Here is a 25,091-nt window from a genome sequence, read left to right on the forward strand (position 1 = left end):
CATGACCTCCACATCCGCCGCCGCCGCCGGCGGGCGGTCCGGGAAGGTGCCCGGCCGTCGCACCGCCCCCTTCGCCACGCTCTCCCCGCTGCTCCGGCTGCTCATCCTCACCCAGCTCGCCTTCAACATCGGCTTCTTCGCCGTGCTGCCCTTCCTCGCCGAGCATCTGGGGCGGTCCGTCGGCATGGCGGGATGGCTGGTCGGATTCGTGCTCGGGCTGCGGACCTTCAGTCAGCAGGGGCTGTTCGTGGTCGGCGGGGCACTCGCCGACCGGTACGGCATCCGGCCGGTGGTGCTCGCCGGATGCGTGCTGCGGATCGCCGGGTTCGCATGGCTCGGGTTCGCCGAGCGGACCTGGGCCGTCGTCGGTGCCGTCCTGCTGATCGGGTTCGCCGCCGCGCTCTTCTCGCCGGCCGTCGAGTCCGAGGTCGCCCGGCAGGCCGTCGTATGGGAGGAGGAGGGAGGCGGGGACCGGACGCGGGTGCTCGCGCTGTTCACCGTCGCCGGGCAGGCCGGTGCCTTCGTCGGGCCGCTGCTGGGAGCGCTGCTGCTCGCCGTCGACTTCCGTACGGCCTGCCTCGCCGGGGCCGGGGTCTTCGTGCTGGTCCTCGCCGGGCACGCGTGGCTGCTGCCGCAGCGCGTTCCCGGGCGGGTCCAGGTCCGGATGAAGGGCGGGGCCCGGCTCGTGCTGCGCAACCGGCGCTTCCTCGCGCTGTGCTGCGCCTACGGTGCCTATCTGCTCGCCTACAACCAGCTCTACCTGGCCCTGCCCGCCGAGGTGGAGCGGGCCGCCGGTTCGCAGGCGCCGTTGGCCTGGCTGTTCGCCCTGTCGTCGCTGCTGGTGGTGACCGCGCAGTTGCCGGTGACCCGGTGGGCGGGGGAGCGGCTGGCGCGGCGCCGGTCGATGGTGGCGGGGCTGGTGCTGATCGCCGTCGGGTTCGCCGTCGTCGGCCTTGCACGGCCCGCGGGGTGGACGGGGACGGGTGGGCTGCTGCCCGCCGCCGGGTTCGTCGTCCTGCTCACCCTCGGGCAGATGCTCGTCGCACCCGTCGCCCGCGCCTGGGTGCCGGACCTCGCCGAGGACGGGCGGCTCGGGCTCTACACCGGGGCGCTGTCCTCGCTCTCCGGGATCGTCGTGCTGGCCGGCAGCTCCGCGACCGGGCTACTGCTGGACACCGGTCTGCCGGTCGCCGTGCCGTGGCTGGTGCTGGCCGCCGTACCGCTGCTGGCGGTGGGGGTGCTGCCCCGGGCGGCAGTGCTCAGCGCCCTGATCCACCGGTCACGGCCGCAACCGGACGGTCCCGTCGAAGCGTCCGACCAGGGAGCGACCCATCCCCACCAGGAAAGGTGACACTGTGCCACCACGAGCTCTCGACGCCACGCAACAGGCCGAGACATGCGCCGAAATCGGCGAAGTGCTTGGCGGTAGTCTCCCCGACGGCTGGGCGAGGGCGACCCTGCGGTGGTCCGAGTTGGCCGTCGGCGGTTCGGCGGCCTCCCTGGCCGTCGTGGCGGGGGACGGCAGCAGTCTCACCGCGGCGGGGATCCCGCAGGGCATCACGGAGCTGTGCCGGAGGCTGCGGCTGGGGATGTACTCGGAGACCGGCGGTACCTGGTTCACGCTGATCTACACGCTTACTCGTGGGCGGTACTCGGTCCGCTACGACTACGACAACGAGCCGGACGCGCCGTCCTTCACGTCCGAGCACTATGCCCGGGACCTCGCCTACTTCCCTCGCGCGGAGGAGAACGTTCCGGACTGGCTCAGGAAGAAGCTGGACGGGCTCCCCAACGTCTACGGGGGCGTGTACCTGGAGGCCGACGCCCGGGACGGTGTCCCGAGGCCCTCGCTGGACGAGTTCGCAGCCGCTCTGTCCCGGGCGGGTTGGGAGACAGGGGCGTCCGACCGGTTCCGCGGGGAGCTCGCCTTCTGCACCGACTGGGCCCGGCTCAGCACACTCTCCGGCCCCGGCCTCATCCGCTTCGCCGGACAGGCCGACCCGGAGAGGTGGGAAGCACTCCACGCCCTGCTCACCGGGTTCGGCTGGAACGTCGGCATGTCGTGCCACGAGCCCCGGGGCGGAGAACTGGTACGGGAGTTCCCGCCGCCCCGGGAGACCGGCCGCTGACCGTTCGGCCCTAGCGGCGCAGCGTCGCCACCGCCTCGTCGAAGAGGCGCTCGGGGTCCTCCGCGCCGCCGGAGCGGTACCACGCGTCGACGGCCGCGTCGAAGCAGGCCAGGGCGGCGGCGACGAAGGCCAGCGCCCGGGGGTCCGGGGCCGCCGTCGGGGGCAGGCCGAGGCGGCGCTGGATGTCCGGGGCGAGCAGTTCCTGCCAGCGCAGGTGCTTCTCCAGGTGCCGGGCGCGCACGGAGGGTGCCTCGTGGTGGATGCGGGCGAGGGTGAGCTGCTCCTCCGGGGTCTTGTCCGCCGGACGGATGGTCAGGAAGGCCGCCCGGATGGCCACCCAGGCCGACTCGTCGTCCGGGCGGGCCTCCAGCGCGGCCCGTACCGACTCGCCCAGCGCCTGGGTGTCGCCCAGGACGAGGTCCTCCTTGCTCCCGAAATAGTGGAAGAAGGAGCGGCGCGAGATGCCCACGGCGCTGGTGATCTGGTCGATCGTCGTCGCCTCGAAGCCGTTCTCCGCGAAGAGCTGCATGGCGGTGGCGGTGATCTCCGCGCGCGCGGCGCGGCGCGCGCGCTCTCGAAGCGTGGGGGTGTCGGCCATGCACTCAGCCTATAGCGCCGCACGGTGTGCGCAGATATTCACGGCGCGCACAATTGTGCACTGGAGGCGTGACTTGCACTGAGTGCAAGGTGCTGCCTACAGTGCATGGCATGACTGCAATCGACTTCTCCGGTCAGACCACGGTGGTCACCGGCGCCAGTTCCGGGATCGGCGCCGCGTTCGCCCGCGAACTCGCCCGCCGCGGCTCCGACCTCGTCCTCGTCGCACGGCGGCTCGACCGCCTGGAGGACCTCGCCTCCGAACTGCGGACACGACACGGCGTACGGACCACGGCGGTGCGGCTCGACCTGAGCGAGCCGGGCGCGGGGCGTCGGCTGGCCGCCGGCCTGGCGGAGCGGGGCATCCGCGTCGACGGCCTGGTGAACAACGCCGGATTCGGCACCAACGGCGCCTTCCACCAGGAAGACCCCGACCGCCTCACCGACGAGATCAACGTGGACGTGGCCAACCTCGTCGACCTCACCCGGGCATTCATCGAGCCGCTCCGCGACTCCGGCCGGGGCGTCCTCGTCAACGTCGCGAGCGCGGCGGCCTACACGCCCAGCCCCGAACTGGCGGTCTACGCCGCCTGCAAGGCCTTCGTGCTCAGCTTCACCGAGGCCCTGTGGTACGAGTCCCGCGGCACCGGCCTGCGGGTCCTCTCGCTCGCGCCGGGGCTCACCCGCACCGAGTTCTTCGACGGCTTCGAGGGCGGTGCCTACCAGGGCAGTTACCAGACCCCGGAGCAGGTGGTCGCGACCGCGATGCGCGCCCTGGACCGCGGCCGGCGGCCGAGCGTGCAGTCGGGGCGTCTGAACGCCCTCATGGTCTCGTTGCCGCGTCTCTTCACCCGCCGCCGGTCCGTCCTGATCAGCGGGCGGATCTCGGCGCGCTCCTCGGGATCGGCGCGCCCAGCGGCGTCGGCGGGCGCGGCGGCCTAGGGGGACAGGCTCACTGCGCGACGAGTTCCCGCACCGCCGTGGCAGGCGCCGCGGCAACCCGCGACCTCCGCCACAGCCACCGCACGTCCCGCCCGAACGACCACACCAACAGACCCAGTGCCACCGCCACCACCCCGGCGTTCCCCGGGCGCGGCAGCAGCTCCGCACCGGCGAGGAGCAGCAGGACGCCCTGGAGCGCGGCCACCGTCTTGCGGGCCGTGCTCGGCGGCAGCGGGGCGGTCAGCCACGGCCACACCCGGGCCGCGGCCACGAACACGTACCGCATGCCGCCGATCAGCAGCACCCACGGGCCCAGGTCCAGGGCGACGTACACGCTGAGCACCAGGATGAGGAACGCGTCGACCTCCATGTCGAAGCGGGCGCCCAGCGCTGTGGACGTGCCGGTGCGGCGGGCGACCTTGCCGTCCACGCCGTCCAGGATCAGGGCCACAGCCGTCAGCCCGACGAGGAGGGAGACGGGCGGCGCGCTGCGGAAGGAGTCCGCGACCAGGGCGGTGACCCCGCCGACCAGGGTGGCCCGGCCCAGGGTGACCCGGTTGGCCGGGCCGAACGACGGCAGGCGGGAGCGGTGCAGGGCCCGGGAGAGCACCGCCCAGCTCGCGAACGCGAACGCCAGGCCGGTCAGCCAGCCCGCCGTGCCCATGCCGATCGCGGTGCCGAGCAGTGCCAGGAGCAGGAGCTGCGCGCCCGCGCCCGCCGCCGTCTCCTGCTGAACGGACCTCGCGGCACAGACGTCGTACCCGTCGTACCCGTCGTACGCGTCGTCCGTGTGGTTCAGGTTGATCAGGGCCACCGAACATCCTCCGGCCGTGTGACAGAGTCGATCAACGCCGCTACCTTGTGCGCGGCTTGTGCATCCCTCGGTACGTGAGTGGCTTCCCGATCGTTCAGGAGGACTTCCGATGACACGCATGGCACGTGCGTTCTGGATCGAAGCGCCGGGGCGGGGCGCGATCCGCGAGGTGGAGCTGCCGGTACCGGGCGCGGACGAGGTACTCGTGCGCGCCCTCTTCAGCGGGGTCAGCCGTGGCACCGAGACCCTGGTCTTCGGCGGACGGGTGCCGGAGAACCAGTACACGGCGATGCGCGCGCCGTTCCAGGAGGGCGACTTCCCCGGGCCGGTGAAGTACGGCTACCTCGGCGTCGGCGTGGTGGAGGAGGGGCCCGAGCCTCTCGTCGGGCGCACCGTGTTCTGTCTCCACCCGCACCAGACCCGGTACGTCGTCCCCGCCGCGGCCGTGACGCCGGTACCGTCGTCCGTCCCCGCCGGGCGGGCCGTGCTCGCCGGCACCGTCGAGACCGCCGTCAACGCCCTGTGGGACGCGGCGCCGCTGATCGGCGACCGGGTCAGCGTGGTCGGCGGCGGTATGGTCGGCTGCTCGGTCGCCGCCCTGCTGGCCCGGTTCCCGGGCGTACGCGTGGAGTTGGTCGACGCCGACCCGGCCCGTGCGGAAGTCGCCGAGGCGCTCGGTGCCGGTTTCGCGTCCCCGCAGGACGCCGCCGGTGGCCGCGACCTCGTCGTGCACGCCAGCGCGACGGAAGCCGGGCTCGCCCGGTCGCTGGAACTGCTGCGGCCCGAGGGCACCGTCGTCGAACTGAGCTGGTACGGCGACCGGCGCGTCTCCCTGCCGCTGGGCGAGGCCTTCCACTCCCGGCGTCTGACCCTGCGCGGCAGCCAGGTCGGCACCGTCTCCCCGGCCCGCGCCGCCACCCGCACCTACACCGACCGGCTCGCCCTCGCCCTCGAACTGCTCGCCGACCCGGCGCTCGACGCGCTCGTCACCGGTGAATCCGCCTTCGCCGAACTGCCGGAGCTGATGCCGCGGCTGGCCTCGGGAGAGACACCCGCACTGTGCCACCGGGTCCGCTACGACGGGGCGGACACCGGCGCCTGACCTTGAGGAAAGACGTACGGCCCACTGAACAGGGGAAGGCATCCAGCCGTAATAGACGGCACCCGCGCAGCGATCGGCGGGGGACCAGACGCACCACACCTGGAGGGTCGTCCGTTGTTCAGCATCACCGTCCGCGATCACATCATGATCGCCCACAGCTTCCGCGGCGACGTCTTCGGGCCCGCGCAACGCCTGCACGGAGCGACGTTCCTGGTGGACGCCACCTTCCGGCGCGAGCAGCTGGACGAGGACAACATCGTCGTCGACATCGGCCTGGCCACCCAGGAGCTCGGTGCCGTCGTGGGCGCACTGAACTACCGCAACCTCGACAACGAACCCGACTTCGCCGGCGTCAACACCTCCACCGAGTTCCTGGCCAAGGTCATCGCCGACCGGCTCGCCGAGCGCGTGCACAAGGGCGCGCTCGGCGAGGGCGCCAAGGGGCTGGCCGGGCTCACGGTCACCCTGCACGAGTCGCACGTCGCCTGGGCGAGTTACGAGCGCGCGCTGTGACCGGCACGACCGCCGCCGGGCGGACCCGGCTCGCCTACGTCCCCGCCCAGACGTCCGCGACCCAGCAGTCCGGGCCGCCCCTGGCCACCGGCCCGAGGAACGGCGGGATCGTCCCCATGTCCCTGCGATCCGTGCACTTCGTCATGCCGGGCGGCGTCGACGACCCGGCCGCCCCGAGTGGCGGCAACGCCTACGACCGGCGGGTCCGGCTCGACCTGCCCGGCTTCGGCTGGCGGGTACGGGGGCTGCCCGTGCCCGGCGACTGGCCCCGGCCGGACGACGCGGCCCGCGCGGAACTCGCCCGCGTCCTGCGGCGGTTGCCGGACGGCGCGGTCGTCCTCCTCGACGGCCTGGTGGCCTGCGGGGTGCCGGAGGTCGTCGTCCCGGAGGCCGAACGGCTGCGCATGGCCGTCCTCGTCCACCTCCCGCTCGGCGACGAGACCGGCCTCGACCCCGCCGTGGCGGCCGACCTGGACGCCCGCGAGCGGACGGTGCTGCGTGCCGTCCCGGCCGTCGTCGCCACCAGCGACTGGGCGGTGCGCCGCCTCGTCTCCCACCACGGCCTCGACCCGGGCCGGGTCCACGTCGCCGCTCCCGGCGCCGACATCGCGCCCCTCGCGCCCGGCACCGACGGCGTCTCCCGGCTGGTCTGCGTCGCCGCGGTCACCCCGCGCAAGGGCCAGCACCGGCTGGTGGAGGCACTGGCGGCCGTGGCCGACCTGCCGTGGAGCTGCGTGTGCGTCGGCGGGATCGCACAGGAACCGGAGTACGTCGGCCGGCTGCGGTCGCTGATCGCGCGGCACGGCCTGGAGGACCGGCTGGTGCTCGCCGGGCCCCGGGCCGGCGCCGACCTGGACGCCACCTACGCCGCCGCCGACCTGATGGTCCTCACCTCGTACGCCGAGACGTACGGCATGGCGGTGACCGAGGCCCTCGCGCGCGGCATCCCCGTACTGGCCACGGACGTCGGCGGCCTGCCGGAGGCGGTCGGACGCGCACCCGACGGAGGCGTGCCCGGCATCCTCGTCCCGCCGGAGGACCCCGTCGCCCTCGCCGCGGAGTTGCGGGGCTGGTTCGGCGAGCCGGACGTACGACGGCGGCTCAAGGCCGCCGCCCGTGGCCGCCGCGCCGCCCTGAACGGCTGGGCGAGCACGGCCCAGAGCCTGGCCGGCGTACTGCACCGGCTGCCGGGCGAACCGAGGAGGGCCGCATGAGCACGAGCAAGCCCGCCGCACCGATCGGCGGCACCGTCCCGGTACCGATCGGCGGCACCGTTCCGGCCCGGCCGGGCCCGCCGGACGCCGGACACCCCGTGGAGCGGCCGGTCTCCGGCCTCGGGGACGGTTCCGGCGAGGACTGGACGGTTCCGTCCGTCGACCGGTCCGAAGGCGGCCCCGCCCGCCCCGCGACGCAGCGGCCCTCCGCCGGGCCGGTCGCCGACGGCCACGGGCGGTCCGCCGCCGAGCGTGCCACCGTCCGGCTGCGCGGGGCGCCGGTGCGCGAGCACCCCGAGGAGCCCCCGCGCTACGCCCCCGAGTGGCTGCGGCTGCGCGAGCCCGCCGATGCCGCCGCGCGGGCGCACGACCTGCTCGACCCGTTGCGGATCAGGCTCGCCAACCTGCCCGGGCGGGCCAACGGGATGGTGGTGCACGACCTGGGCTGCGGCACCGGGTCGATGGGACGCTGGCTGGCCCCGCTGCTCGACGGCGCCCAGCACTGGGTGCTGCACGACCGGGACCCCTACCTCCTGCACTTCGCCGCCGTCGCCGCCCCGCGCACCGCCGCCGACGGCAGCCGCGTCACCGTCGAGACGCGGCGCGGGGACCTCGCCCGCCTCACCCCGGACGCCCTGTCCGGCGCCGCGCTGGTGACGGCGTCCGCGCTGCTCGACGTCCTCACCACCGAGGAGGTCGGCAAGCTCGCCGCCGCCTGTACCGCGGCAGGCTGCCCGGCGCTGCTGACCCTCTCCGTCGCCGGACGCGTCGACCTCACCCCTGCCCACTCGCTGGACGCCGAGATCACCGAGGCCTTCAACGACCACCAGCGGCGCACCGGCATGCTCGGTCCGGACGCGGTCACCGCCGCCGCCGAGGCCTTCGCCGGGCACGGCGCCACCGTACGGGAGCACCCCAGTGACTGGCGGCTGGGACCCGACGAGGCCCAGCTCACCGCCCAGTGGCTGCGGGGCTGGGTCGGTGCGGCCGTCGAACAGCGCCCGGAGCTGCGGGCGCGGGCGGACCGGTACCTGGAGGAACGCCTCGCGGCCTGCGCGGCCGGGGAGTTGCGTGTCGTCGTCCACCACACCGACCTGCTGGCGCTGTGCCGGCCGACGGGCGGGGCCCCGTGAGCGCACCGACACTGCCGACGGTATCGACCGTACCGGCGCGGAAACTGCCGACGGCCCTGCGCCCGTACGCCCCCACCGGCATTGCGGTTCCCCGCCGCCGCGCCCTGCGCGCCCACCTCGGCACGCTCGCCGGCACCGCCGTCCTCGCCGTGCTCCTGTGGCGGCTGGGGACCGGCGCGTTCGTGGACGGGCTGCGCCGGATCGACGGGCCCACCGTGCTGGCGGCCCTCGGGATCGGGCTGGTCACCACGGTGTTCAGTGCCTGGCGTTGGGCCCTGGTCGCCCGGGGGCTGCGCATCCGGCTGCCGCTCGCGGCGGCCGTCGCCGACTACTACCGCGCCCTGTTCCTCAACGCAGCCCTGCCCGGCGGCGTCCTCGGCGACGTGCACCGCGCGGTGCGGCACGGGCGGAGCACCGGAGACCTGGGGCGGGGCGTGCGGGCCGTCATGCTCGAACGGGTCGCCGGGCAGCTCGCGTTGATCGGCGTCGGGGTCGGGGTACTGCTCACGATGCCCTCCCCGGTGCTCGACGAGGTGCGGCAGCTCGCACCCCTCGTGGCGCTGGCCCTGGCCGGCGCGCTCGCCGTCGTCCTCGCCCTGCGCATGAACCGGGCCCCCGCACGCCGGGGCCGGGCCGTGCGGACGGCGCTCGGTGAGGCACGGGACGGGCTGCTGTCCCGGCGGAACCTGCCCGGCATCGCCCTCTCCTCCGTCGTCGTGCTCGCCGGACACCTCACGATGTTCGTGCTCGCCGCCCGGGTCGCCGGCAGCGCGGCCTCCGTCGCCGCGCTCACGCCGCTGGCCGTGCTGGCGCTGCTCGCCATGGGGCTGCCCCTGAACGTGGGCGGCTGGGGACCCCGGGAGGGCGTCACCGCGTGGGCGTTCGGCGCGGCGGGGCTCGGCGCGGGCACCGGACTGGGCGTCGCGGTGGTGTACGGCGTGCTCAGCCTCGTGGCGAGCCTGCCCGGCGCCGTCGTCCTCGTCGTACGTCGGCACGCCGTGCGCTATCCGCGCTCGCCGTCGGAGTCGTCGGAGCCGTCGGAGTCCACGGAGCCGCCACGATCGCCGGAGCCGTCGGCGCCGTCGGACGCGGTCACCGTCCTCGCCGTCTCGGCCGTCAGCAGTGCGAAATATTCCCCGAAGGAATCCGCCAGGCTTGCCAGCAGTTCCTTCCCCTTTTCCGCCGAGCCCAGTGAAGGACGCCCGATGACACCGGAATCGGTGTAGGCGGACATACCGAGGGAGAGCAGATGACGCCGGTCGTCCGCGACGAAATCGGCGGCCTCGTAACCGGGCCTGACCAATTCGGGATGCTTGTGCAGAAGAATGGAGGTCTCGATTTCCCCCGCGTGCATGTCGGTGAGCAGCGAGGTGACCACCCCCGCCCGCCGACGCGCCGTCTCCCAGTCCTCCGCGGCCGGGAACAGCGCCATCCGCTCACCGCGTGCCGAGGACTCCTGGACGACGTTGCCCAGTACGTAGTTGCCGCCGTGCCCGTTGACCACGACCAGGGCCGTGACGCCCGAGCGGCGAAGGGAGTCCGCTATGTCGCGCACCACCGCGTGCAGGGTCACGGCGGAGATGCTGACGGTCCCCGGCCAGCCCGCGTGCTCGTGCGAGCAGCCGATCGTCACCGGCGGCAGCAGGTGCACCGGATACGCCTCGGCCACCGCCCGGGCGACGGCGCACGCGACGAGCGTGTCGGTCGCCAGCGGCAGATACGGGCCGTGCTGCTCGAAACTCCCGACCGGCAGCACCGCGACCTGTCGCGGAAGTCCCGAGCCCCGTTCGCGCACGTCTTCGCTCGTGTCCGCCGGCACCAGTGAAACATCCATTCCCGCACGGCCTTTCATCTCGGTTGAGCAAACTGTTGAGGAACGCGAGAATCATGACAGAAAAAGTCGGTGTACTCGGCAAGAAGGCAGCACAGCGCACGGACGTGGAGCGGGTCGTGGTGACACCGCTTCCCACCGTGTACGGGGAATTCCGGGCGTTCGGCTATTTCGACCACGAACGCGGCGACGAGCAAGTGGCCCTCGTGCACGGCGACCTCGGCGCCGAAGACGTGCTCACCCGGCTCCACTCGGAGTGCCTGACCGGCGACGCCTTCGGCTCCCAGCACTGCGAGTGCGGCGCCCAACTCGCCTCCGCGCTCCGCCAGGTGGCGGACGCGGGCAGCGGCGTGGTGGTCTACCTGCGCGGGCACGAGGGGCGCGGCATCGGCCTGCTCGCCAAACTGCGCGCGATGGCGTTGCAGGCCGAGGGCCTGGACACGGTCGAGGCGAACCTCGCCCTCGGCCTGCCCGTGGACGCCCGGGACTACGGCGTCGCCGCCCGGATCCTCGACGACCTCGGGGTGCGGTCGGTGCGGCTGATGTCCAACAACCCGCGCAAGCGCGAGGCGTTGGTGCGGCACGGCATCCAGGTCGCCGAGCAGGTGCCGTTGCTGATACCGCCGTGCGCGTCGAACATCACCTACCTGCGTACCAAGCGGGAGCGGCTGGACCACCACCTGCCGCACCTGGACGCGATGGCGCACGTCTCGTCCTGACCGCGGGGCGCCGGATTCCGCCGGGCCGGATCAGTCCGTGAGGGCCTCGTGCACGAGCCGCTTCAGGTCCGGGTAGACCGTGTGCGAGGACCTCGGCCGCACCTGGGTCATGAACTGCACCGTCAGATCACGGCCCGGGTCGACCCAGAAGGTGGTCGTCGCCACTCCGCTCCAGCCGTACGTGCCGAGCCCGGAGGGCGACCGCGTGCGGCCCGGGTCGGTCACCACGGAGACGCCGAGACCGAAACCGACGCCGTCGTTGCCGGGTTCGTCGTGCGCCGGGCGGCTGCCGAAGGACCGCAGGTCGGCGCCGCCCGGGAGATGGTTGCGGGTCATCAGGTCCACCGTCGCCGGGGCGAGCAGCCGTACCCCGTCGAGTTCGCCGCGACGCCGCAGCAGTTCCGCGAACCGGTGCACGTCGTGGGCGGACGAGGCCAGGCCGCCGCTGCCCGACAGGAACCGCGGCCGGCCCCGCAGCGGCAGCCCGGGGACCGGCGCGATGCCGCCGTCCTCCGTCTCGCCGTACAGCTCGGCCAAGCGGCCCGCCTGGGCGTCGGTGACGTGGAAGCCGGTGTCCGCCATACCCAGCGGTCCGAAGATCCGCTCGGCGCAGAACACGTCGAGGGGCTGCCCGGACACCACTTCCACCAGCCGCCCCAGTACGTTGCTGGCCACCGAGTAGTTCCACTCGGTGCCCGGTTCGAACTGCAGAGGCAGGCTCGCGTACACGTCGACCGTCTCGGCCAGATCGGCACCCGGCCGTACCGAGGACTCCACACCGGCCGCCCGGTACAGCGCGTCGACGGGGTGGGTGCGGTAGAAGCCGAAGGTCAGCCCCGCGGTGTGGGTCATCAGGTGCCGGACCCGCACCGGACCGGCGGCCGGGCGGGTGACGACGTCCTCCCCGGTTCCCCCGACGTACACCCGCGGTTCGGCGAAGGCCGGCAGGTACCTCTCGACGGGGTCGTCCAGCGCCAGCCGGCCCTCCTCCACCAGGGTCAGCACGGCCACGGACGTGACCGGCTTGGTCATGGAGTAGATCCGCCACAGCGTGTCGGCCGTCACCGGGAGTCCGGCCGCGACGTCCCGCAGTCCGTGCACGGTCAGATGGGCGACGCGGCCGCCGCGCGCGACGGCCACCAGGAACCCGGGCAGCCGGCCCTCGTCGACCTGCCGGGCGAAGTGCAGGTCGAGCCGGGCCAGCGCCCCGGGGTCCAGCCCGGCCGCTCCCGCGTCGGCCTCCTGACGCAGGGGTGGCATCGCCATCGCCCTCCTTGATCGTTCGTTCGGGACGCGTCCGGCATACCCCGTACACGCCTGCTCGGAACTCCTGGCCCCCTCACGGAGATCCTCACTGGCGGCTGACGGTGCGGGTCAGGCCGGTGATCACCGTCGTGGCCAGGATCCAGCCGGTGATGATCAGGACGTAGGAGAGCGTCTGGTACCCGCCCTCGGGCGAGAACGCGTTCTCCTGGCCGAAGGAGATCACCGGCAGCAGCAGGTCCAGCGTGTAGAAGACCGGGTTGAAGCCGGGGGCCTCCTCCGGCTTGAGCGGCGGCGGGTGGTGCAGCCCGTAGGCGACCGAACCGACCGCCAGCAGGGAGAGCAGCCAGCCGCCCGCGCGCAGCGGACGGAAGCCGTACCCGACCGCGATGTCCTGGAGGTGTCCCCACAGACGGCCGTACCAGGGCAGGGTGCGCCGGCGCCGCCGCTGCTTGGCGAGCTGTACGAGGCGGGCCGCGTCGTCGTCACCGATCCGCCGGTAGGCCGCGGTGAGCTGCTCGTAGGTGAAGGGGAGGTAGCTGTCGCCCTTCTCCAGCATCGGCAGCCGACGCTCGGCGGGCTCGTGCGGGATGAGCGAGGTGTACGTGAGGTCGTTGAGCTGGACCCAGGCCGGTACCACCTCCGGTTGCAGGAACAGCACGTCCACCTGGGCGCGGCGCAGATTGAGCGCCCCCTCCACCGGCGGGCCCTCCCGCAGCCAGAGTTCGCCGATCACGCAGCTGCTGGCGCGCAGCGCGGTCTCCCCGGCGTTGGCCAGCCGGGCGTCCGACAGGTCAAGCCGGCCGGGTATCCGGGCGCCGCGCAGCTCCAGCCGGCCCCGGACGTCCGCGCGCCGCATCAGCACGTCTGCCTCGGCGGCGAGCGTCTCGGCCTGGACGGCGGTGCCGCCCGGCCGGTCCAGCACCGCGTCGTTGAGGTTGACGGTGCCGGCCACCCGCGCGCCGTTGAGCCGGACTTCGCCGACCGCGCGCAGCCCCGGCGCCCACAGGTCGGCGCCCAGCACCGCCTGGTTCAGCTGGAGCACCGGCCCGTCGGTGTCCGGCGCGTCGATGCGGGTGCTCTCCAGGTACAGGCTGCCGGTGACCTCCGCACCCGCCAGCCGCACCATCCCGCCGAACCGGGCCCGGGTCAGCCGCAGTACGCCCTCCACCCGGACCGCGTGCGAGATCAGGCCGGGCAGCACGGACTCGCTCAGGTTCAGCTCGCGCAGCCTGGCCCCGTAGAACCTCGGTGCCTCGTCGAAGTGGCAGTGCCGCAGCCGCACGGGGTGGTCGACCGTCGCGTACTGCAGGTCCAACTGGCCGGTGACGCGGGCTCCGGCCAGGCTGAGCGCCGCGACCCGGCCCTCCTCGCGGGGGCCGTCCAGGAGGAGGGACCGCAGCACGCTCGCGCGCACGGTCCGTTCGGGCCCCCAGGTGCCGCCGTGGGCCGGGTCGTCGGAGTCCGCGGGGGAAGGGGCCGCGCTGGAAGGGTCCGCGGCGGAAGGGCCCGCGGCACGGAAGTCCACGTCGGTGCCCGAGGCGAACGCCCGCCAAAGACGCGACTCGGCCGGTGTCAGGTCGTTGATCTCCATCAGGGAGGGACTCTGACCCGAACCGGCCGATCACGTCAACGCGCTTTCCGGACCGCCCACTTCCCGGGCGGTTACTTCTTGGCCGACTCCACGGCGTGCCCGCCGAACTGGTTGCGCAGCGCGGCGACCATCTTCATCTGCGGCGAGTCCTCCTGGCGGGACGCGAACCGCGCGAAGAGGGAGGCCGTGATCGCGGGCAGCGGCACGGCGTTGTCGATCGCCGCCTCCACGGTCCAGCGGCCCTCGCCGGAGTCGTCGGCGTAGCCGCGCAGCTTCTCCAGGTGGTGGTCGTCGTCGAGGGCGTTGACGGCCAGGTCCAGGAGCCAGGACCGGATGACGGTGCCCTGCTGCCAGGAGCGGAAGACCTCGCGGACGTTGTCCACGGAGTCGACCTTCTCCAGCAGCTCCCAGCCCTCGGCGTAGGCCTGCATCATGGCGTACTCGATGCCGTTGTGGACCATCTTGGAGAAGTGCCCGGCGCCGACCTTGCCCGCGTGGACGTAGCCGTAGGGGCCGTCCGGCTTGAGGGCGTCGAAGATCGGCTTGAGGTCGTCGACGGTCTCCTTGTCGCCGCCCACCATCAGGGCGTAGCCGTTCTCCAGCCCCCACACGCCGCCCGACACCCCGGCGTCGACGAAGTTGATGCCGCGCTTGCCCAGGTCCTCGGCGTGCCGCTCGTCGTCCGTCCAGCGGGAGTTGCCGCCGTCGATGACGGTGTCACCGGGCTTGAGCAGCGTCGCCAGCTGGTCGACGACGTGCTGGGTGGCGCCGCCGGCCGGGACCATCACCCAGACCGCGCGCGGCCGCTCCAGCCGGTCCACCAGCTCGACCAGGCTGTCGACGTCGGCCCGATCGGGATTGGTGTCGTATCCGACGACGGTGTGGCCGGCGTTGCGCAGACGCTCGCGCATGTTGCCGCCCATCTTGCCGAGACCAACGAGACCGATCTCCATGTCAGTGCACTTCCTTCAGTTCACGGTAGGCGGCCACCAGCGCGGCCGTGGACGGATCGAGGCCGGGCACGTTCGCGCCCTCGGTCAGCGCGGGCTCGATCCGCTTGGCGAGCACCTTGCCGAGTTCGACACCCCACTGGTCGAAGGAGTCGATGTTCCAGATCGCACCCTGGACGAAGACCTTGTGCTCGTACAGCGCGACGAGCTGGCCGAGGACGGAGGGGGTCAGCTCGGCGGCCAGGACGGTCGTGGTGGGGTGGTTGCCGCGGAAGGTCTTGTGCGGGACCAGTTCCTCGGGCACGCCCTCCGCGCGTACCTCGTCCGGGGTCTTGCCGAAGGCGAGGGCCTGGGTCTGCGCGAAGAAGTTGGCCATCAGCAGGTCGTGCTGGGCCTTGAGTTCGTCGCTCAGCTCGGCCACGGGCCGCGCGAAGCCGATGAAGTCCGCCGGGATCAGCTTCGTACCCTGGTGGATCAGCTGGTAGTAGGCGTGCTGCCCGTTGGTGCCCGGCGTGCCCCACACCACCGGCCCGGTCTGCCACTGAACCGGATTCCCGTCCCGGTCCACGGACTTGCCGTTGGACTCCATGTCGAGCTGCTGGAGGTACGCGGTGAACTTCGACAGGTAGTGCGAGTACGGCAGCACCGCGTGCGACTGCGCGCCCAGGAAGTCGCCGTACCAGACGCCCAGCAGGCCGAGGAGCAGCGGCGCGTTGGCCGGGGCCTCGGCGTTGCGGAAGTGCTCGTCGACGATGCGGAAGCCGTCGAGCATCTCCCGGAAGCGGTCCGCGCCGACGGCGATCATCAGGGACAGCCCGATGGCCGAGTCGAAGGAGTACCGGCCGCCGACCCAGTCCCAGAACTCGAACATGTTGGCCGTGTCGATGCCGAATCCGGAGACCTTCTCGGCGTTGGTCGACAGGGCCACGAAGTGCTTCGCCACCGCGGCCTCGTCACCGAGCGCGGCCAGCAGCCACGAGCGCGCCGAGGTGGCGTTGGTGATCGTCTCGATGGTGGTGAAGGTCTTGGAGGCGATGATGAACAGCGTCTCGGCCGGGTCCAGGTCCCGGACCGCCTCGTGCAGGTCCGCGCCGTCCACGTTGGACACGAAGCGCAGGGTCAGCGAGCGGTCGGTGAAGGCCCGCAGCGCCTCGTAGGCCATCGCCGGACCGAGGTCGGAGCCGCCGATGCCGATGTTGACGACGTTCTTGATGCGCTTGCCGGTGTGCCCGGTCCACTCGCCGGAGCGGACCCGGTCGGCGAAGCCGGCCATCTTGTCGAGCACGGCGTGGACCTTGGGGACGACGTTCTCGCCGTCGACCTCGACCACCGCGTCCCGCGGGGCGCGCAGCGCCGTGTGCAGCACCGCCCGGTCCTCGGTGATGTTGATGCGCTCACCGCGGAACATCGCGTCGCGCAGCCCGGACACGCCGGTCGCGGCGGCCAGCTCCTGGAGCAGCGCCAGCGTCTCGTCGGTGACGAGGTTCTTCGAGTAGTCGATGCGCAGGTCGCCGACGCGCACGACGTACCGCTCCGCCCGCCCGGGGTCCTGGGCGAACAGCTCGCGCAGGTCCGGGTGGGGCAGCGTGCCCTTGGCGTGGTCCGCGAGCGCGGTCCACTCGGGCCGCTGGTTGAGCTTCGGGGTGTCAGACATGGACAGAGGTCTCCTTGCCGGCCTCGCCGCGCAGGGCGACGGCGTACATCTCGTCGGCGTCGAGGCGCCTGAGCTCCTCGGCGATGAGTTCGGAGGTGGGGCGCACCTTCAGGGCCACCGAGCGCGAGGGCTGACCGGGCAGGGTCATCGTGGCGAGCGGGCCCTCCGGCCGGTCGACGACGATCTCGCCGTTCGCCGTGCCCAGGCGGACGGCCGTGACGACCGGGCCGTCGGTGACCACGCGGTCCACGCGGACGCCGAGGCGGGCCTCCATCCAGCGGGCCAGCAGCTCGGCGGCCGGGTTGTCGGCCTCGGCCTCCACGACCGCGGACGTCACCGGTACCCGGGCCTGGTCCAGGGCCGCGGCGAGCATCGAGCGCCACAGCGTCAGCCGGGTCCAGGCCAGGTCGGTGTCGCCGGGGGCGTAGGCGCGGACCCGGCGCTCCAGGACCTCCATCGGCCGCTCGACCGTGTAGAGGTCGGTGATCCGGCGCTGGGCCAGCGCGCCCAGCGGGTCCTTCGCCGGGTTGTCCGGCGCCTCCACCGGCCACCACACGACGACCGGGGCGTCCGGCAGCAGCAGCGGCAGGACCACCGAGTCGGCGTGCTCGGACACCTCGCCGTACATGCGCAGGACGACGGTCTCGCCGGTGCCGGCCTCGGAGCCGACCCGGACCTCGGCGTCGAGGTGCGAGCGGGTGCGGTCGCGCAGGTTGCGGGGGTGGCGCTTGATGACGACCAGGGTGCGCGAGGGGTGCTCGTGCGAGGCCTCCTCGGCGGCCTTGATCGCGTCGTAGGCGTTCTCCTCGTCCGTGACGATGACCAGCGTGAGCACCATGCCCACGGCCGGGGTGCCGATGGCCCGGCGGCCCTGCACCAGCGCCTTGTTGATCTTGCTTGCCGTGGTGTCGGTCAGGTCGATCCTCATGGCCTGCGCCAGCTCCGTCCGTCTCGTGCGAGCATCTCGTCCGCTTCCCGCGGTCCCCAGCCGCCCGACGCGTACTGCGCGGGCTTGTCGTGCGAGGCCCAGTACTCCTCGATCGGGTCGAGGATCCGCCAGGACTCTTCCACCTCCTGGTGGCGCGGGAACAGGTTGGCGTCCCCCAGAAGGACGTCCAGGATCAGCCGTTCGTACGCCTCGGGGCTGGACTCGGTGAAGGACTCGCCGTAGGCGAAGTCCATCGACACGTCCCGGATCTCCATCGACGTGCCCGGCACCTTGGAACCGAAGCGCACCGTCATGCCCTCGTCGGGCTGGACGCGGATCACGATGGCGTTCTCGCCCAGCTCCTCCGTCGCGGTGGAGTCGAAGGGGGAGTGCGGGGCCCGCTGGAAGACGACCGCGATCTCCGTGACCCGGCGGCCAAGGCGCTTGCCGGTGCGCAGGTAGAAGGGCACCCCGGCCCAGCGGCGGTTGTCGATGCCCAGCTTGATCGCCGCGTAGGTGTCGGTGGTGGAGGCCGGGTCGATGCCCTCCTCCTCCAGGTAGCCGGGCACCTGCGCGCCGCCCTGCCAGCCGCCCGCGTACTGCCCGCGCACCGTGTGCTCGCCCAGGTCGTCCGGCAGCCGCACGGCCCGCAGCACCTTCAGCTTCTCGGTGAGCAGCGACCGCGCGTCGAAGGCGGCCGGCTCCTCCATGGCGGTCAGCGCCATCAGCTGGAGCAGGTGGTTCTGGATGACGTCACGGGCGGCGCCGATGCCGTCGTAGTAGCCGGCCCGTCCGCCGATGCCGATGTCCTCGGCCATCGTGATCTGCACGTGGTCCACGTAGGACCGGTTCCAGATCGGTTCGTACATCTGGTTGGCGAAGCGCAGTGCCAGGATGTTCTGGACCGTCTCCTTGCCCAGGTAGTGGTCGATGCGGAAGACCTGCTCCGGGTCGAAGACCTCGTGCACCAGCGCGTTCAGGTCGCGGGCGCTGTCCAGGTCGTGGCCGAACGGCTTCTCGATGACCGCGCGGCGCCAGGAACCCTCCGGTGCGTCGGTCAGCCCGTGCTTCTTGAGCTGCTGGACGACCTTCGGGAAGAACTTCGGCGGCACGGAGAGGTAGAAGGCGTAGTTGCCGCTGGTGCCGCGGGACGCGTCCAGCTCCTCGACGGCCTTGCGCAGCTGTTCGAACGCGTTGTCGTCGTCGAAGTCGCCGGGGATGAAGCGCATGCCCTCGGAGAGCTGCTGCCAGACCTCCTCGCGGAACGGCGTGCGCGCGTGCTCCCTGACCGCGTCGTGCACGACCTCGGCGAAGTCCTGGTCCTCCCAGTCCCGGCGGGCGAAGCCGACCAGCGAGAAGCCGGGCGGCAGCAGGCCGCGGTTGGCCAGGTCGTACACGGCGGGCATCAGCTTCTTGCGGGACAGGTCGCCGGTGACGCCGAAGATGACCAGCCCGGACGGGCCCGCGATGCGGGGCAGACGGCGGTCCTGGGGATCGCGCAGCGGGTTGCTCCAGTCGAGCGGTGCCACCGGCTCCACGGCCCGGTCGGCCAAACCCTTGCCCTTCGCCGCCTTGGCGGCGCGGGCCGTCCCGGTCTTCTTCGCGCGCCGGGAGGACCCGGACGCGCCGGCGGTCTTCGCCGTCCCGGCGGCGCGGGCCTCCTCGGCCTCCTCGGCGAGCGGCGGTCCTGCCGCCTCCTGCGCCGTCCGGGCCTCCTTGGCTTCCTTCGTCGCCTTGGTCTCCCGGACCGTCGTAGCGGGAAGCTCCTCGCTCATTCCCCGTCAACTCCCTTGCTGTCGAGGGACTTCGTCACGGCGGCGAGCAGGTCCTGCCAGGCCGCCTCGAACTTCGCCACGCCCTCCTGCTCCAACTGCTCCACCACCTCGTCGTACGACACGCCGAGCCGCTCCACGGCCGCGAGGTCGGCCCGGGCCTGGGCGTACCCGCCGGTGACCGTGTCGCCCCGTACGTCGCCGTGATCGGCGGCGGCGTCCAGGGTGGCCTCCGGCATCGTGTTCACGGTGCCGGGGGCGACCAGCTCCTCCACGTACAGGGTGTCCCGGAATGCCGGGTCCTTCACACCGGTGGACGCCCACAGGGGGCGCTGCGGGTTGGCCCGGGCCCCCGTGAGGGCGGTGAAGCGGTCGCCCGCGAAGACGTTCTCGTACGCCTCGTAGGCCAGTCGCGCGTTGGCCAGTGCCGCCCGCCCGCGCAGGCCGAGCGCCTCGTCGGTGCCCAGCAGCGTCAGGCGCTTGTCGATCTCGCTGTCGACGCGGGAGACGAAGAACGACGCGACCGAGTGGATGCCGGCCAGGTCGATCCCGGCCGCCTGCGCCTTCTCCAGGCCGGCGAGGTAGGCGTCCATGACCTCGCGGTAGCGCTCCAGGGAGAAGATCAGCGTGACGTTCACGCTGATGCCCGCGCCGATGACCTCGGTGATCGCCGGGAGACCGGCCTTGGTCGCCGGGATCTTGATCATCACGTTGGGGCGGTCGACCAGCCAGGCCAGCTGCCGCGCCTCGGCGACGGTGGCCCGGGTGTCGTGGGCGAGCCGGGGGTCGACCTCGATGGAGACCCGGCCGTCGCGCCCGCCGGTGGCGTCGTACACCCCGCGCAGCACGTCGGCGGCGGCGCGGACGTCGGCGGTGGTCATCATGCGGACCGCCTCGTCGACGGTGACGCCGCGGGTCGCCAGGTCGGCGAGCTGCTCCTCGTAGCCTTCGCCGGAGCCTATGGCGGCCTGGAAGATGGACGGGTTGGTGGTGACTCCGACGACGTTCTTCGTTTTGATCAGCTCGGCGAGGTTGCCGGACTCGATCCGCCGCCGCGACAGGTCGTCGAGCCAGACGGACACGCCCTGGTCGGCCAGGCGCTGCAGCGCTCCCGCGGTGGCGGTTGCTTCGGTCACAGTGATCATCTTCTCTTTCCGCTTGTCTGTGCGTTCGGCTCAGCCGCGGGCGGCGGCCAGGGATTCCCGGGCGGCGGCGGCCACGTGCCCGGCGGTGAAGCCGAACTCGGTGAACAGGGTCTTCGCGTCGGCGGAGGCGCCGAAGTGCTCCAGGGAGACGATGCGGCCCGCGTCCCCGACGTACCGGTGCCAGGTCAGGCCGATCCCGGCCTCCACGGCCACCCGGGCCCGCACGGCCGGCGGCAGCACGCTCTCGCGGTACGCGCGGGGCTGCTCCTCGAACCACTCCACGGACGGCATCGACACCACCCGCGTGGCGGTGCCCTCGGCCTCCAGCGCCTCCCGCGCAGCCATCGCGAGCTGCACCTCGGAGCCGGTGGCGATCAGGACGACGTCCGGGGCGCCGGTGGAGGCGTCGGCGAGGACGTACCCGCCACGCGCCGCGTCCGGGTTCGGGGCGTAGGTCGGTACGCCCTGGCGGGTGAGGGCGAGGCCGTGCGGCGCCGGGTGGGTGGCGTGGCGCCGGAGGATCTCGGCCCACACGGTCGCGGTCTCGTTGGCGTCGGCGGGGCGGACGACGTTGAGGCCGGGGATCGCGCGCAGCGAGGCCAGGTGCTCGACCGGCTGGTGGGTGGGGCCGTCCTCGCCGAGGCCGATGGAGTCGTGCGTCCACACGTACGTCACCGGCAGCTGCATCAGCGCGGACATGCGCACCGCGTTGCGCATGTAGTCGGAGAAGACCAGGAAGGTGCCGCCGTAGATGCGGGTGTTGCCGTGCAGGGCGATGCCGTTCATCTCCGCGGCCATGGAGAACTCGCGGATGCCGAAGTGCACGGTGCGGCCGTACGGGTCGGCGCCGGGGAGCGGGTTGCCGACCGGGAGGAAGGACGACGTCTTGTCGATGGTGGTGTTGTTCGAGCCGGCCAGGTCGGCGGAGCCGCCCCACAGTTCGGGCAGCACCGGGCCGAGCGCCTGGAGGACCTTGCCGGAGGCGGCCCGGGTGGCGACCGCCTTGCCGGTCTCGAACACCGGCAGGGAGTCCTCCCAGCCCTCGGGCAGCCGGCCCGCGACCACGCGGTCGAAGAGCGCCGCGCGCTCGGGAGCGGCGTCGCGCCAGGCGGCGATCCGCTTGTCCCAGGCGGCGTGCGCCTCGGCGCCCCGGTCCAGGGCCCGGCGGGTGTGGGCGAGGACCTCGCCGGCGACCTCGAAGGACTGCTCCGGGTCGAGGCCGAGGACGCGCTTGGTGGCGGCGACCTCGTCCGCGCCGAGGGCGGAGCCGTGGGAGGCCTCGGTGTTCCGGGCGTTCGGGGCGGGCCAGGCGATGATGGTGCGCATCGCGATGATGGACGGGCGCCCCGTCTCGGCCTTCGCCGCCGTCAGCGCCGTGTGCAGCGCGTGCACGTCCACGTCGCCGCTCCCGGCGGGCTCGACGCGCTGCGTGTGCCAGCCGTACGCCTCGTAGCGCTTCAGCACGTCCTCGGAGAACGCGGTCACGGTGTCGCCCTCGATCGAGATGTGGTTGTCGTCGTAGAGGAAGACCAGATTGCCGAGCCTTTGGTGACCGGCGAGCGACGACGCCTCGGCGGAGACGCCCTCCTGGAGGTCGCCGTCGCTGACGATCGCCCAGACGGTGTGGTCGAAGGGCGACTCGCCCTCCGGGGCCCCGGGGTCGAACAGGCCGCGCTCGTAGCGGGCGGCCATCGCCATGCCCACCGCGTTGGCCACACCCTGGCCCAGCGGTCCCGTGGTGGTCTCCACGCCCGCCGTGTGCCCGTACTCGGGGTGGCCCGGCGTCCTGGAGCCGTGTGTGCGGAAGGCCTTGAGATCGTCCAGCTCCACCTCGTACCCGGCGAGGAAGAGCTGGGTGTAGAGGGTCAGCGAGGTGTGGCCGGGGGAGAGGACGAAGCGGTCACGGCCGGTCCACTCGGGATCGGCGGGGTCGTGCCGCATCACCTTCTGAAAGATCGTGTACGCGGCCGGGGCGAGGGCCATCGCCGTGCCCGGGTGACCGTTGCCCACCTTCTGCACGGCGTCGGCCGCCAGGATCCGGGCGGTGTCGACGGCACGCCGGTCGAGTTCGGTCCATTCGAAGCGGTCCGCGCCGTCCACTGTCTGCTTGCTCGACTGCGTGCTCATCTTCAAGAAATCCTCGATCGGAGCGAAGTAGCTGGTCTGACGCGTTCAAACTTAAAAGTCTGACTTTTGGGAGTGAAGGTCGTGGTGTGCCAGCCTGTGGTGAAACTGGGACACGCCCCGGCCGCGGGGCACACGGGCGGGATGGTATGAGACGGACATGGCGGACGAAAGAAGCCAAGGCGGCGGCGACGGGATCAGAACGTTCCCCTTCCCGGTCGATCTCAGCCTCCTCGGAGTGGGCATGCAGGTCGGTCCCATGGGCGCCGGCCGCACCTGGCACGCGCAGGCCCCGCTGCACCGCGTGCACCGCATCGACTTCCACATCGTCATGCTCTTCACCGGCGGACCGGTCCGTCACATGATCGACTTCGCCGAGTACGAGGCGTCGGCCGGCGATCTGCTGTGGATCCGTCCCGGCCAGGTCCACCGCTTCGCGCCCGAGGGCGAGTACCGCGGAACGGTGCTCACCATGCAGCCCGGCTTCCTGCCCCGCGCCACCGTGGAGGCCACCGGCCTCTACCGCTACGACCTGCCGCCCCTGCTCCACCCCGACGAGGCGCGGCTCGCCGGACTGACGGCGGCGCTCGACCAGTTGCGGCGCGAGTACGAGGACGCGACCACGCTTCCGCTGAGCCTGCACACCGCCGTACTGCGCCACACGCTCTCCGCGTTCCTGCTGCGCCTCGCCCATCTCGCGGCCGGTTCCGCGAGGGCGGCGCGGCAGGGGCGGGCGGAGGCGCCGGGGGACACCACCTTCGTCCTCTTCCGGGACGCGGTCGAGCGCGGCTTCGCCACCAACCACAGCGTCAGCGCCTACGCCGACGCGCTCGGTTACTCCCGCCGCACGCTGGTGCGCGCGGTGCGCGCCGCCACCGGTGAGACGCCCAAGGGTTTCATCGACAAACGCGTCGTCCTGGAGGCCAAGCGGCTGCTCGCCCACACCGGGATGCCGATCGGGCGGGTCGGCGCGGCGGTCGGTTTCCCGGACGCGGCGAACTTCTCCAAGTTCTTCCAGCAGCACACCGACCAGACGCCGGCGGCCTTCCGGGCGGAGCTGCGCCGATGAACGCCGCGCGGCACGACGAAGGGGCCCCACGGTGTGTGGAGCCCCTTCGCCCTCCTGCGGGGGGCCGGTTGCCGCTCAGTGGCCGAAGCTGAACCAGTTCACGTTCACGAAGTCGGCGGGCTGCCCACTGGTGAAGGTCAGGTACACGTCGTGCGTGCCGGTCACCGAGGCGATGTTCGCCGGAATGGTCCGCCACGACTGCCAGCCGCCCGTGTTGCCCACGGCGAAGCTGCCGATCGGCGTGCTGCTACGGCTGTCCAGGCGCACCTCGACCAGACCGCTGACCCCGGCGGCCGCACCGCTGGCCACCCGGGCCTTGAACTGGGTCGCCGCGCTCGAACCGAACTTCACGCCCTTGTACTGGACCCAGTCGCCGTTGGCCAGGGCGCCGAGGTTGCTGCCGCCGCCCGAGTCCGAGCTGCCCTCGGTCATCGTGCCGGACTGGGCGTCGTACGACTCGGCCTCGACGGCGCTGTACGCGTCGCGGTCACCGCCGGTCGGCGGGGGCGTGGTACCGCTCCCACCGGCCGACAGCACCTGGACGTAGTCCACGAGCATGGAGTGGCCGGGCTGGGTGCCGCCGTCCGGGCCGCCGCCGAAGGCGTCCGGGAAGCCGCCGCCCATCGCGACGTTCAGGATGATGAAGTAGCCGTGGTTGGTGGCGTTCGCCCATGTCGTCGCGTCGACCTGGTTGGCGCGGACGGTGTGGAAGTTGTTGCCGTCGACGTAGAAACGGATCTCCTCGACGCTCGTCGAGCGGTCCCACTCCACCCGGTAGGTGTGGAAACCCGCCTGGCAGGTGGCGCCGGGACACGGGGTGTTGCCGCCGATGCCGCTGGTCTCGTTGCAGGGGCCACCTGGCGAGGTGCCGCAGTGCAGCGTGGACCAGACCGTGTTGAGGCCCTGCGTGTTCTCCATGATGTCGATCTCGCCGACACCGGGCCAGTTCCAGTAGTTGCCGCGGTAGGGCGAGCCCAGCATCCAGAACGCCGGCCAGTAGCCCTTGGCGGCGGCCCCGGTGACGTTCGGGACCTGGATACGGGCCTCCACGCGCAGCTTGCCGCCGGCCGGGGGCTCGAAGTCGGCGCGCCTGGTCTCGATGCGGCCCGAGGTCCAGTTGCCGGCGCCGTCGCGCTGCGGGGTGATGCGGAGGTTTCCGCCGCCGTCCAGCGAGACGTTGCTCGGGGACGACGTCATCGTCTCGATCTCGCCGGTGCCCCAGTTGGCGGGGCCGCCGGGGTACGACGTGCCGGTGTCGTACTGCCAGTTGGTCGTGTTCACGCCGGAACCGGCCGCGCCGTCGAAGTCGTCGGCGAAGACCTGCGTCCAGCCGGACGGGGGCGGCGGAACGGCCGCGCCCGCCGACGGGCCCGTGACGGTCGTCGCCGCAGCGGCGAGGCCGAGCGTGCCGACGACGGCCACCAGCGCCCGGCGCAGCGGCCGGCGTCTGGGCGGGTTGCCGGATGTCTCTCTCATGGGGGGGTCGCCTCTCGAAACGCGGGAGTGGGAAGCGGTACGCCCCGAGCGCGCTCCGCGGGGAGACGTTTGAGAGCGCTCTCAGAGTGCGGCCAATGTGCTCCGGGTCGCCGCCGCCGTCA

Annotated in this window: 21 protein-coding genes and 1 pseudogene; 10 read left to right on the forward strand and 12 right to left on the reverse strand. The window is 72.6% G+C overall.

All coding sequences use genetic code 11. The annotated features are described in order from the left end of the window. Position 1 precedes the first annotated feature (1 nt). A complete protein-coding gene (locus ACZ7MF_RS09395) occupies positions 2-1,351 on the forward strand; it encodes an MDR family MFS transporter (protein ID WP_471475517.1) in 1,350 nt (449 codons plus the stop codon). A gap of 64 nt (positions 1,352-1,415) precedes the next feature. Further along, positions 1,416-2,129: a hypothetical protein gene (locus tag ACZ7MF_RS09400; protein WP_471475518.1), complete on the forward strand. Its 714-nt coding sequence runs from the start codon at positions 1,416-1,418 to the stop codon at positions 2,127-2,129. Positions 2,130-2,139: 10 nt separating this feature from the next. On the opposite strand, the gene ACZ7MF_RS09405 is transcribed toward ACZ7MF_RS09400, so the two are convergent. Continuing rightward, the gene (locus ACZ7MF_RS09405) at positions 2,140-2,727 is read right to left on the reverse strand and encodes a TetR/AcrR family transcriptional regulator (RefSeq protein WP_471475520.1); all 588 of its coding nucleotides are present in this window, start codon (positions 2,725-2,727) and stop codon (positions 2,140-2,142) included. Positions 2,728-2,837: 110 nt separating this feature from the next. Here ACZ7MF_RS09405 and ACZ7MF_RS09410 point away from each other — a divergent pair, with 110 nt between their 5' ends. Beyond that, positions 2,838-3,668 carry an SDR family NAD(P)-dependent oxidoreductase gene (locus ACZ7MF_RS09410; RefSeq protein WP_471475521.1) on the forward strand — a complete coding sequence of 277 codons (831 nt, stop codon included), beginning with the start codon at positions 2,838-2,840 and terminating at the stop codon, positions 3,666-3,668. Between the two features lie 10 nt (positions 3,669-3,678). Here ACZ7MF_RS09410 and ACZ7MF_RS09415 read toward each other — a convergent pair whose 3' ends face one another. Beyond that, positions 3,679-4,473, reverse strand: a complete 795-nt coding sequence (locus ACZ7MF_RS09415) for a CDP-alcohol phosphatidyltransferase family protein (RefSeq protein ID WP_471477204.1) — start codon at positions 4,471-4,473, stop codon at positions 3,679-3,681. A gap of 118 nt (positions 4,474-4,591) precedes the next feature. On the opposite strand from ACZ7MF_RS09415, the gene ACZ7MF_RS09420 reads away from it, so the two are divergent. The 5 genes from ACZ7MF_RS09420 (at position 4,592) to ACZ7MF_RS09440 (ending at position 9,670) form a co-directional block, all read left to right on the forward strand. Further along, positions 4,592-5,584, forward strand: a complete 993-nt coding sequence (locus tag ACZ7MF_RS09420) for a zinc-dependent alcohol dehydrogenase (protein ID WP_471475522.1) — start codon at positions 4,592-4,594, stop codon at positions 5,582-5,584. 114 nt (positions 5,585-5,698) lie between these two features. Next, complete coding sequence (locus ACZ7MF_RS09425; RefSeq protein WP_356861895.1) at positions 5,699-6,097, forward strand: 6-pyruvoyl trahydropterin synthase family protein; 399 nt, start codon at positions 5,699-5,701, stop codon at positions 6,095-6,097. Further along, on the forward strand, positions 6,094-7,311 hold the full coding sequence (locus tag ACZ7MF_RS09430) for a glycosyltransferase family 4 protein (protein WP_471475524.1): 1,218 nt from the start codon (positions 6,094-6,096) through the stop codon (positions 7,309-7,311). Before ACZ7MF_RS09425 ends, ACZ7MF_RS09430 begins: the two co-directional genes overlap by 4 nt. Continuing rightward, positions 7,308-8,444: a hypothetical protein gene (locus tag ACZ7MF_RS09435; protein ID WP_471475525.1), complete on the forward strand. Its 1,137-nt coding sequence runs from the start codon at positions 7,308-7,310 to the stop codon at positions 8,442-8,444. The genes ACZ7MF_RS09430 and ACZ7MF_RS09435 overlap by 4 nt, the downstream gene beginning before the upstream one ends. Further along, positions 8,441-9,670: a lysylphosphatidylglycerol synthase transmembrane domain-containing protein gene (locus tag ACZ7MF_RS09440; protein WP_471475526.1), complete on the forward strand. Its 1,230-nt coding sequence runs from the start codon at positions 8,441-8,443 to the stop codon at positions 9,668-9,670. The genes ACZ7MF_RS09435 and ACZ7MF_RS09440 overlap by 4 nt, the downstream gene beginning before the upstream one ends. Here the strand turns inward: ACZ7MF_RS09440 and ACZ7MF_RS09445 are convergent. Beyond that, a pseudogene (locus tag ACZ7MF_RS09445) lies at positions 9,553-10,278 on the reverse strand (creatininase family protein); the annotation flags it as partial. The gene ACZ7MF_RS09440 and the pseudogene ACZ7MF_RS09445 sit on opposite strands and share 118 nt — an antisense overlap. A gap of 53 nt (positions 10,279-10,331) precedes the next feature. On the opposite strand from ACZ7MF_RS09445, the gene ribA reads away from it, so the two are divergent. Then, positions 10,332-10,994: a GTP cyclohydrolase II gene (gene ribA / locus ACZ7MF_RS09450; RefSeq protein ID WP_471475527.1), complete on the forward strand. Its 663-nt coding sequence runs from the start codon at positions 10,332-10,334 to the stop codon at positions 10,992-10,994. A gap of 30 nt (positions 10,995-11,024) precedes the next feature. Here the strand turns inward: ribA and ACZ7MF_RS09455 are convergent, their stop codons facing one another. The 8 genes from ACZ7MF_RS09455 to tkt form a co-directional block, all read right to left on the reverse strand. Further along, positions 11,025-12,254: a serine hydrolase domain-containing protein gene (locus tag ACZ7MF_RS09455; RefSeq protein WP_471477205.1), complete on the reverse strand. Its 1,230-nt coding sequence runs from the start codon at positions 12,252-12,254 to the stop codon at positions 11,025-11,027. A gap of 91 nt (positions 12,255-12,345) precedes the next feature. Then, the gene (locus tag ACZ7MF_RS09460; RefSeq protein ID WP_471475529.1) at positions 12,346-13,851 is read right to left on the reverse strand and encodes a membrane-associated oxidoreductase; all 1,506 of its coding nucleotides are present in this window, start codon (positions 13,849-13,851) and stop codon (positions 12,346-12,348) included. A gap of 71 nt (positions 13,852-13,922) precedes the next feature. Beyond that, positions 13,923-14,804 carry a phosphogluconate dehydrogenase (NAD(+)-dependent, decarboxylating) gene (gnd, locus tag ACZ7MF_RS09465; protein WP_471475530.1) on the reverse strand — a complete coding sequence of 294 codons (882 nt, stop codon included), beginning with the start codon at positions 14,802-14,804 and terminating at the stop codon, positions 13,923-13,925. Position 14,805: 1 nt separating this feature from the next. Then, the gene (gene pgi, locus ACZ7MF_RS09470; RefSeq protein WP_471475532.1) at positions 14,806-16,455 is read right to left on the reverse strand and encodes a glucose-6-phosphate isomerase; all 1,650 of its coding nucleotides are present in this window, start codon (positions 16,453-16,455) and stop codon (positions 14,806-14,808) included. Further along, the gene (opcA, locus tag ACZ7MF_RS09475) at positions 16,448-17,383 is read right to left on the reverse strand and encodes a glucose-6-phosphate dehydrogenase assembly protein OpcA (RefSeq protein ID WP_471475533.1); all 936 of its coding nucleotides are present in this window, start codon (positions 17,381-17,383) and stop codon (positions 16,448-16,450) included. Before opcA ends, pgi begins: the two co-directional genes overlap by 8 nt. Then, positions 17,380-19,158, reverse strand: a complete 1,779-nt coding sequence (gene zwf, locus ACZ7MF_RS09480) for a glucose-6-phosphate dehydrogenase (RefSeq protein WP_471475534.1) — start codon at positions 19,156-19,158, stop codon at positions 17,380-17,382. The genes opcA and zwf overlap by 4 nt, the downstream gene beginning before the upstream one ends. Then, a complete protein-coding gene (tal, locus tag ACZ7MF_RS09485; protein ID WP_471475536.1) occupies positions 19,155-20,300 on the reverse strand; it encodes a transaldolase in 1,146 nt (381 codons plus the stop codon). The genes zwf and tal overlap by 4 nt, the downstream gene beginning before the upstream one ends. Positions 20,301-20,330: 30 nt before the next feature. Then, positions 20,331-22,427 carry a transketolase gene (gene tkt / locus ACZ7MF_RS09490; RefSeq protein WP_471475538.1) on the reverse strand — a complete coding sequence of 699 codons (2,097 nt, stop codon included), beginning with the start codon at positions 22,425-22,427 and terminating at the stop codon, positions 20,331-20,333. A 157-nt stretch (positions 22,428-22,584) separates the two neighbouring features. On the opposite strand from tkt, the gene ACZ7MF_RS09495 reads away from it, so the two are divergent. After that, on the forward strand, positions 22,585-23,493 hold the full coding sequence (locus ACZ7MF_RS09495; protein WP_471475540.1) for a helix-turn-helix transcriptional regulator: 909 nt from the start codon (positions 22,585-22,587) through the stop codon (positions 23,491-23,493). Positions 23,494-23,568: 75 nt separating this feature from the next. Here ACZ7MF_RS09495 and ACZ7MF_RS09500 read toward each other — a convergent pair whose 3' ends face one another. Further along, positions 23,569-24,969 (reverse strand): glycoside hydrolase family 16 protein, encoded by a 1,401-nt coding sequence (locus ACZ7MF_RS09500; protein WP_471475542.1) that lies wholly within the window; start codon positions 24,967-24,969, stop codon positions 23,569-23,571. Positions 24,970-25,091: the final 122 nt, after the last annotated feature.

This window comes from Streptomyces sp. NPDC111628 (assembly GCF_055635195.1).

What these genes read in the sequence shown, in the direction of transcription:
- ACZ7MF_RS09395 (WP_471475517.1), top strand. Translation starts at nt 2, where the DNA reads ATGACCTCCACATCCGCCGCCGCCGCCGGCGGGCGGTCCGGGAAGGTG.
- ACZ7MF_RS09405 (WP_471475520.1), bottom strand. Translation starts at nt 2,727, where the DNA reads ATGGCCGACACCCCCACGCTTCGAGAGCGCGCGCGCCGCGCCGCGCGC.
- ACZ7MF_RS09410 (WP_471475521.1), top strand. Translation starts at nt 2,838, where the DNA reads ATGACTGCAATCGACTTCTCCGGTCAGACCACGGTGGTCACCGGCGCC.
- ACZ7MF_RS09420 (WP_471475522.1), top strand. Translation starts at nt 4,592, where the DNA reads ATGACACGCATGGCACGTGCGTTCTGGATCGAAGCGCCGGGGCGGGGC.
- ACZ7MF_RS09435 (WP_471475525.1), top strand. Translation starts at nt 7,308, where the DNA reads ATGAGCACGAGCAAGCCCGCCGCACCGATCGGCGGCACCGTCCCGGTA.
- ribA (WP_471475527.1), top strand. Translation starts at nt 10,332, where the DNA reads ATGACAGAAAAAGTCGGTGTACTCGGCAAGAAGGCAGCACAGCGCACG.
- ACZ7MF_RS09455 (WP_471477205.1), bottom strand. Translation starts at nt 12,254, where the DNA reads ATGCCACCCCTGCGTCAGGAGGCCGACGCGGGAGCGGCCGGGCTGGAC.
- ACZ7MF_RS09460 (WP_471475529.1), bottom strand. Translation starts at nt 13,851, where the DNA reads ATGGAGATCAACGACCTGACACCGGCCGAGTCGCGTCTTTGGCGGGCG.
- gnd (WP_471475530.1), bottom strand. Translation starts at nt 14,804, where the DNA reads ATGGAGATCGGTCTCGTTGGTCTCGGCAAGATGGGCGGCAACATGCGC.
- pgi (WP_471475532.1), bottom strand. Translation starts at nt 16,455, where the DNA reads ATGTCTGACACCCCGAAGCTCAACCAGCGGCCCGAGTGGACCGCGCTC.
- opcA (WP_471475533.1), bottom strand. Translation starts at nt 17,383, where the DNA reads ATGAGGATCGACCTGACCGACACCACGGCAAGCAAGATCAACAAGGCG.
- zwf (WP_471475534.1), bottom strand. Translation starts at nt 19,158, where the DNA reads ATGAGCGAGGAGCTTCCCGCTACGACGGTCCGGGAGACCAAGGCGACG.
- tal (WP_471475536.1), bottom strand. Translation starts at nt 20,300, where the DNA reads ATGATCACTGTGACCGAAGCAACCGCCACCGCGGGAGCGCTGCAGCGC.
- tkt (WP_471475538.1), bottom strand. Translation starts at nt 22,427, where the DNA reads ATGAGCACGCAGTCGAGCAAGCAGACAGTGGACGGCGCGGACCGCTTC.
- ACZ7MF_RS09495 (WP_471475540.1), top strand. Translation starts at nt 22,585, where the DNA reads ATGGCGGACGAAAGAAGCCAAGGCGGCGGCGACGGGATCAGAACGTTC.
- ACZ7MF_RS09500 (WP_471475542.1), bottom strand. Translation starts at nt 24,969, where the DNA reads ATGAGAGAGACATCCGGCAACCCGCCCAGACGCCGGCCGCTGCGCCGG.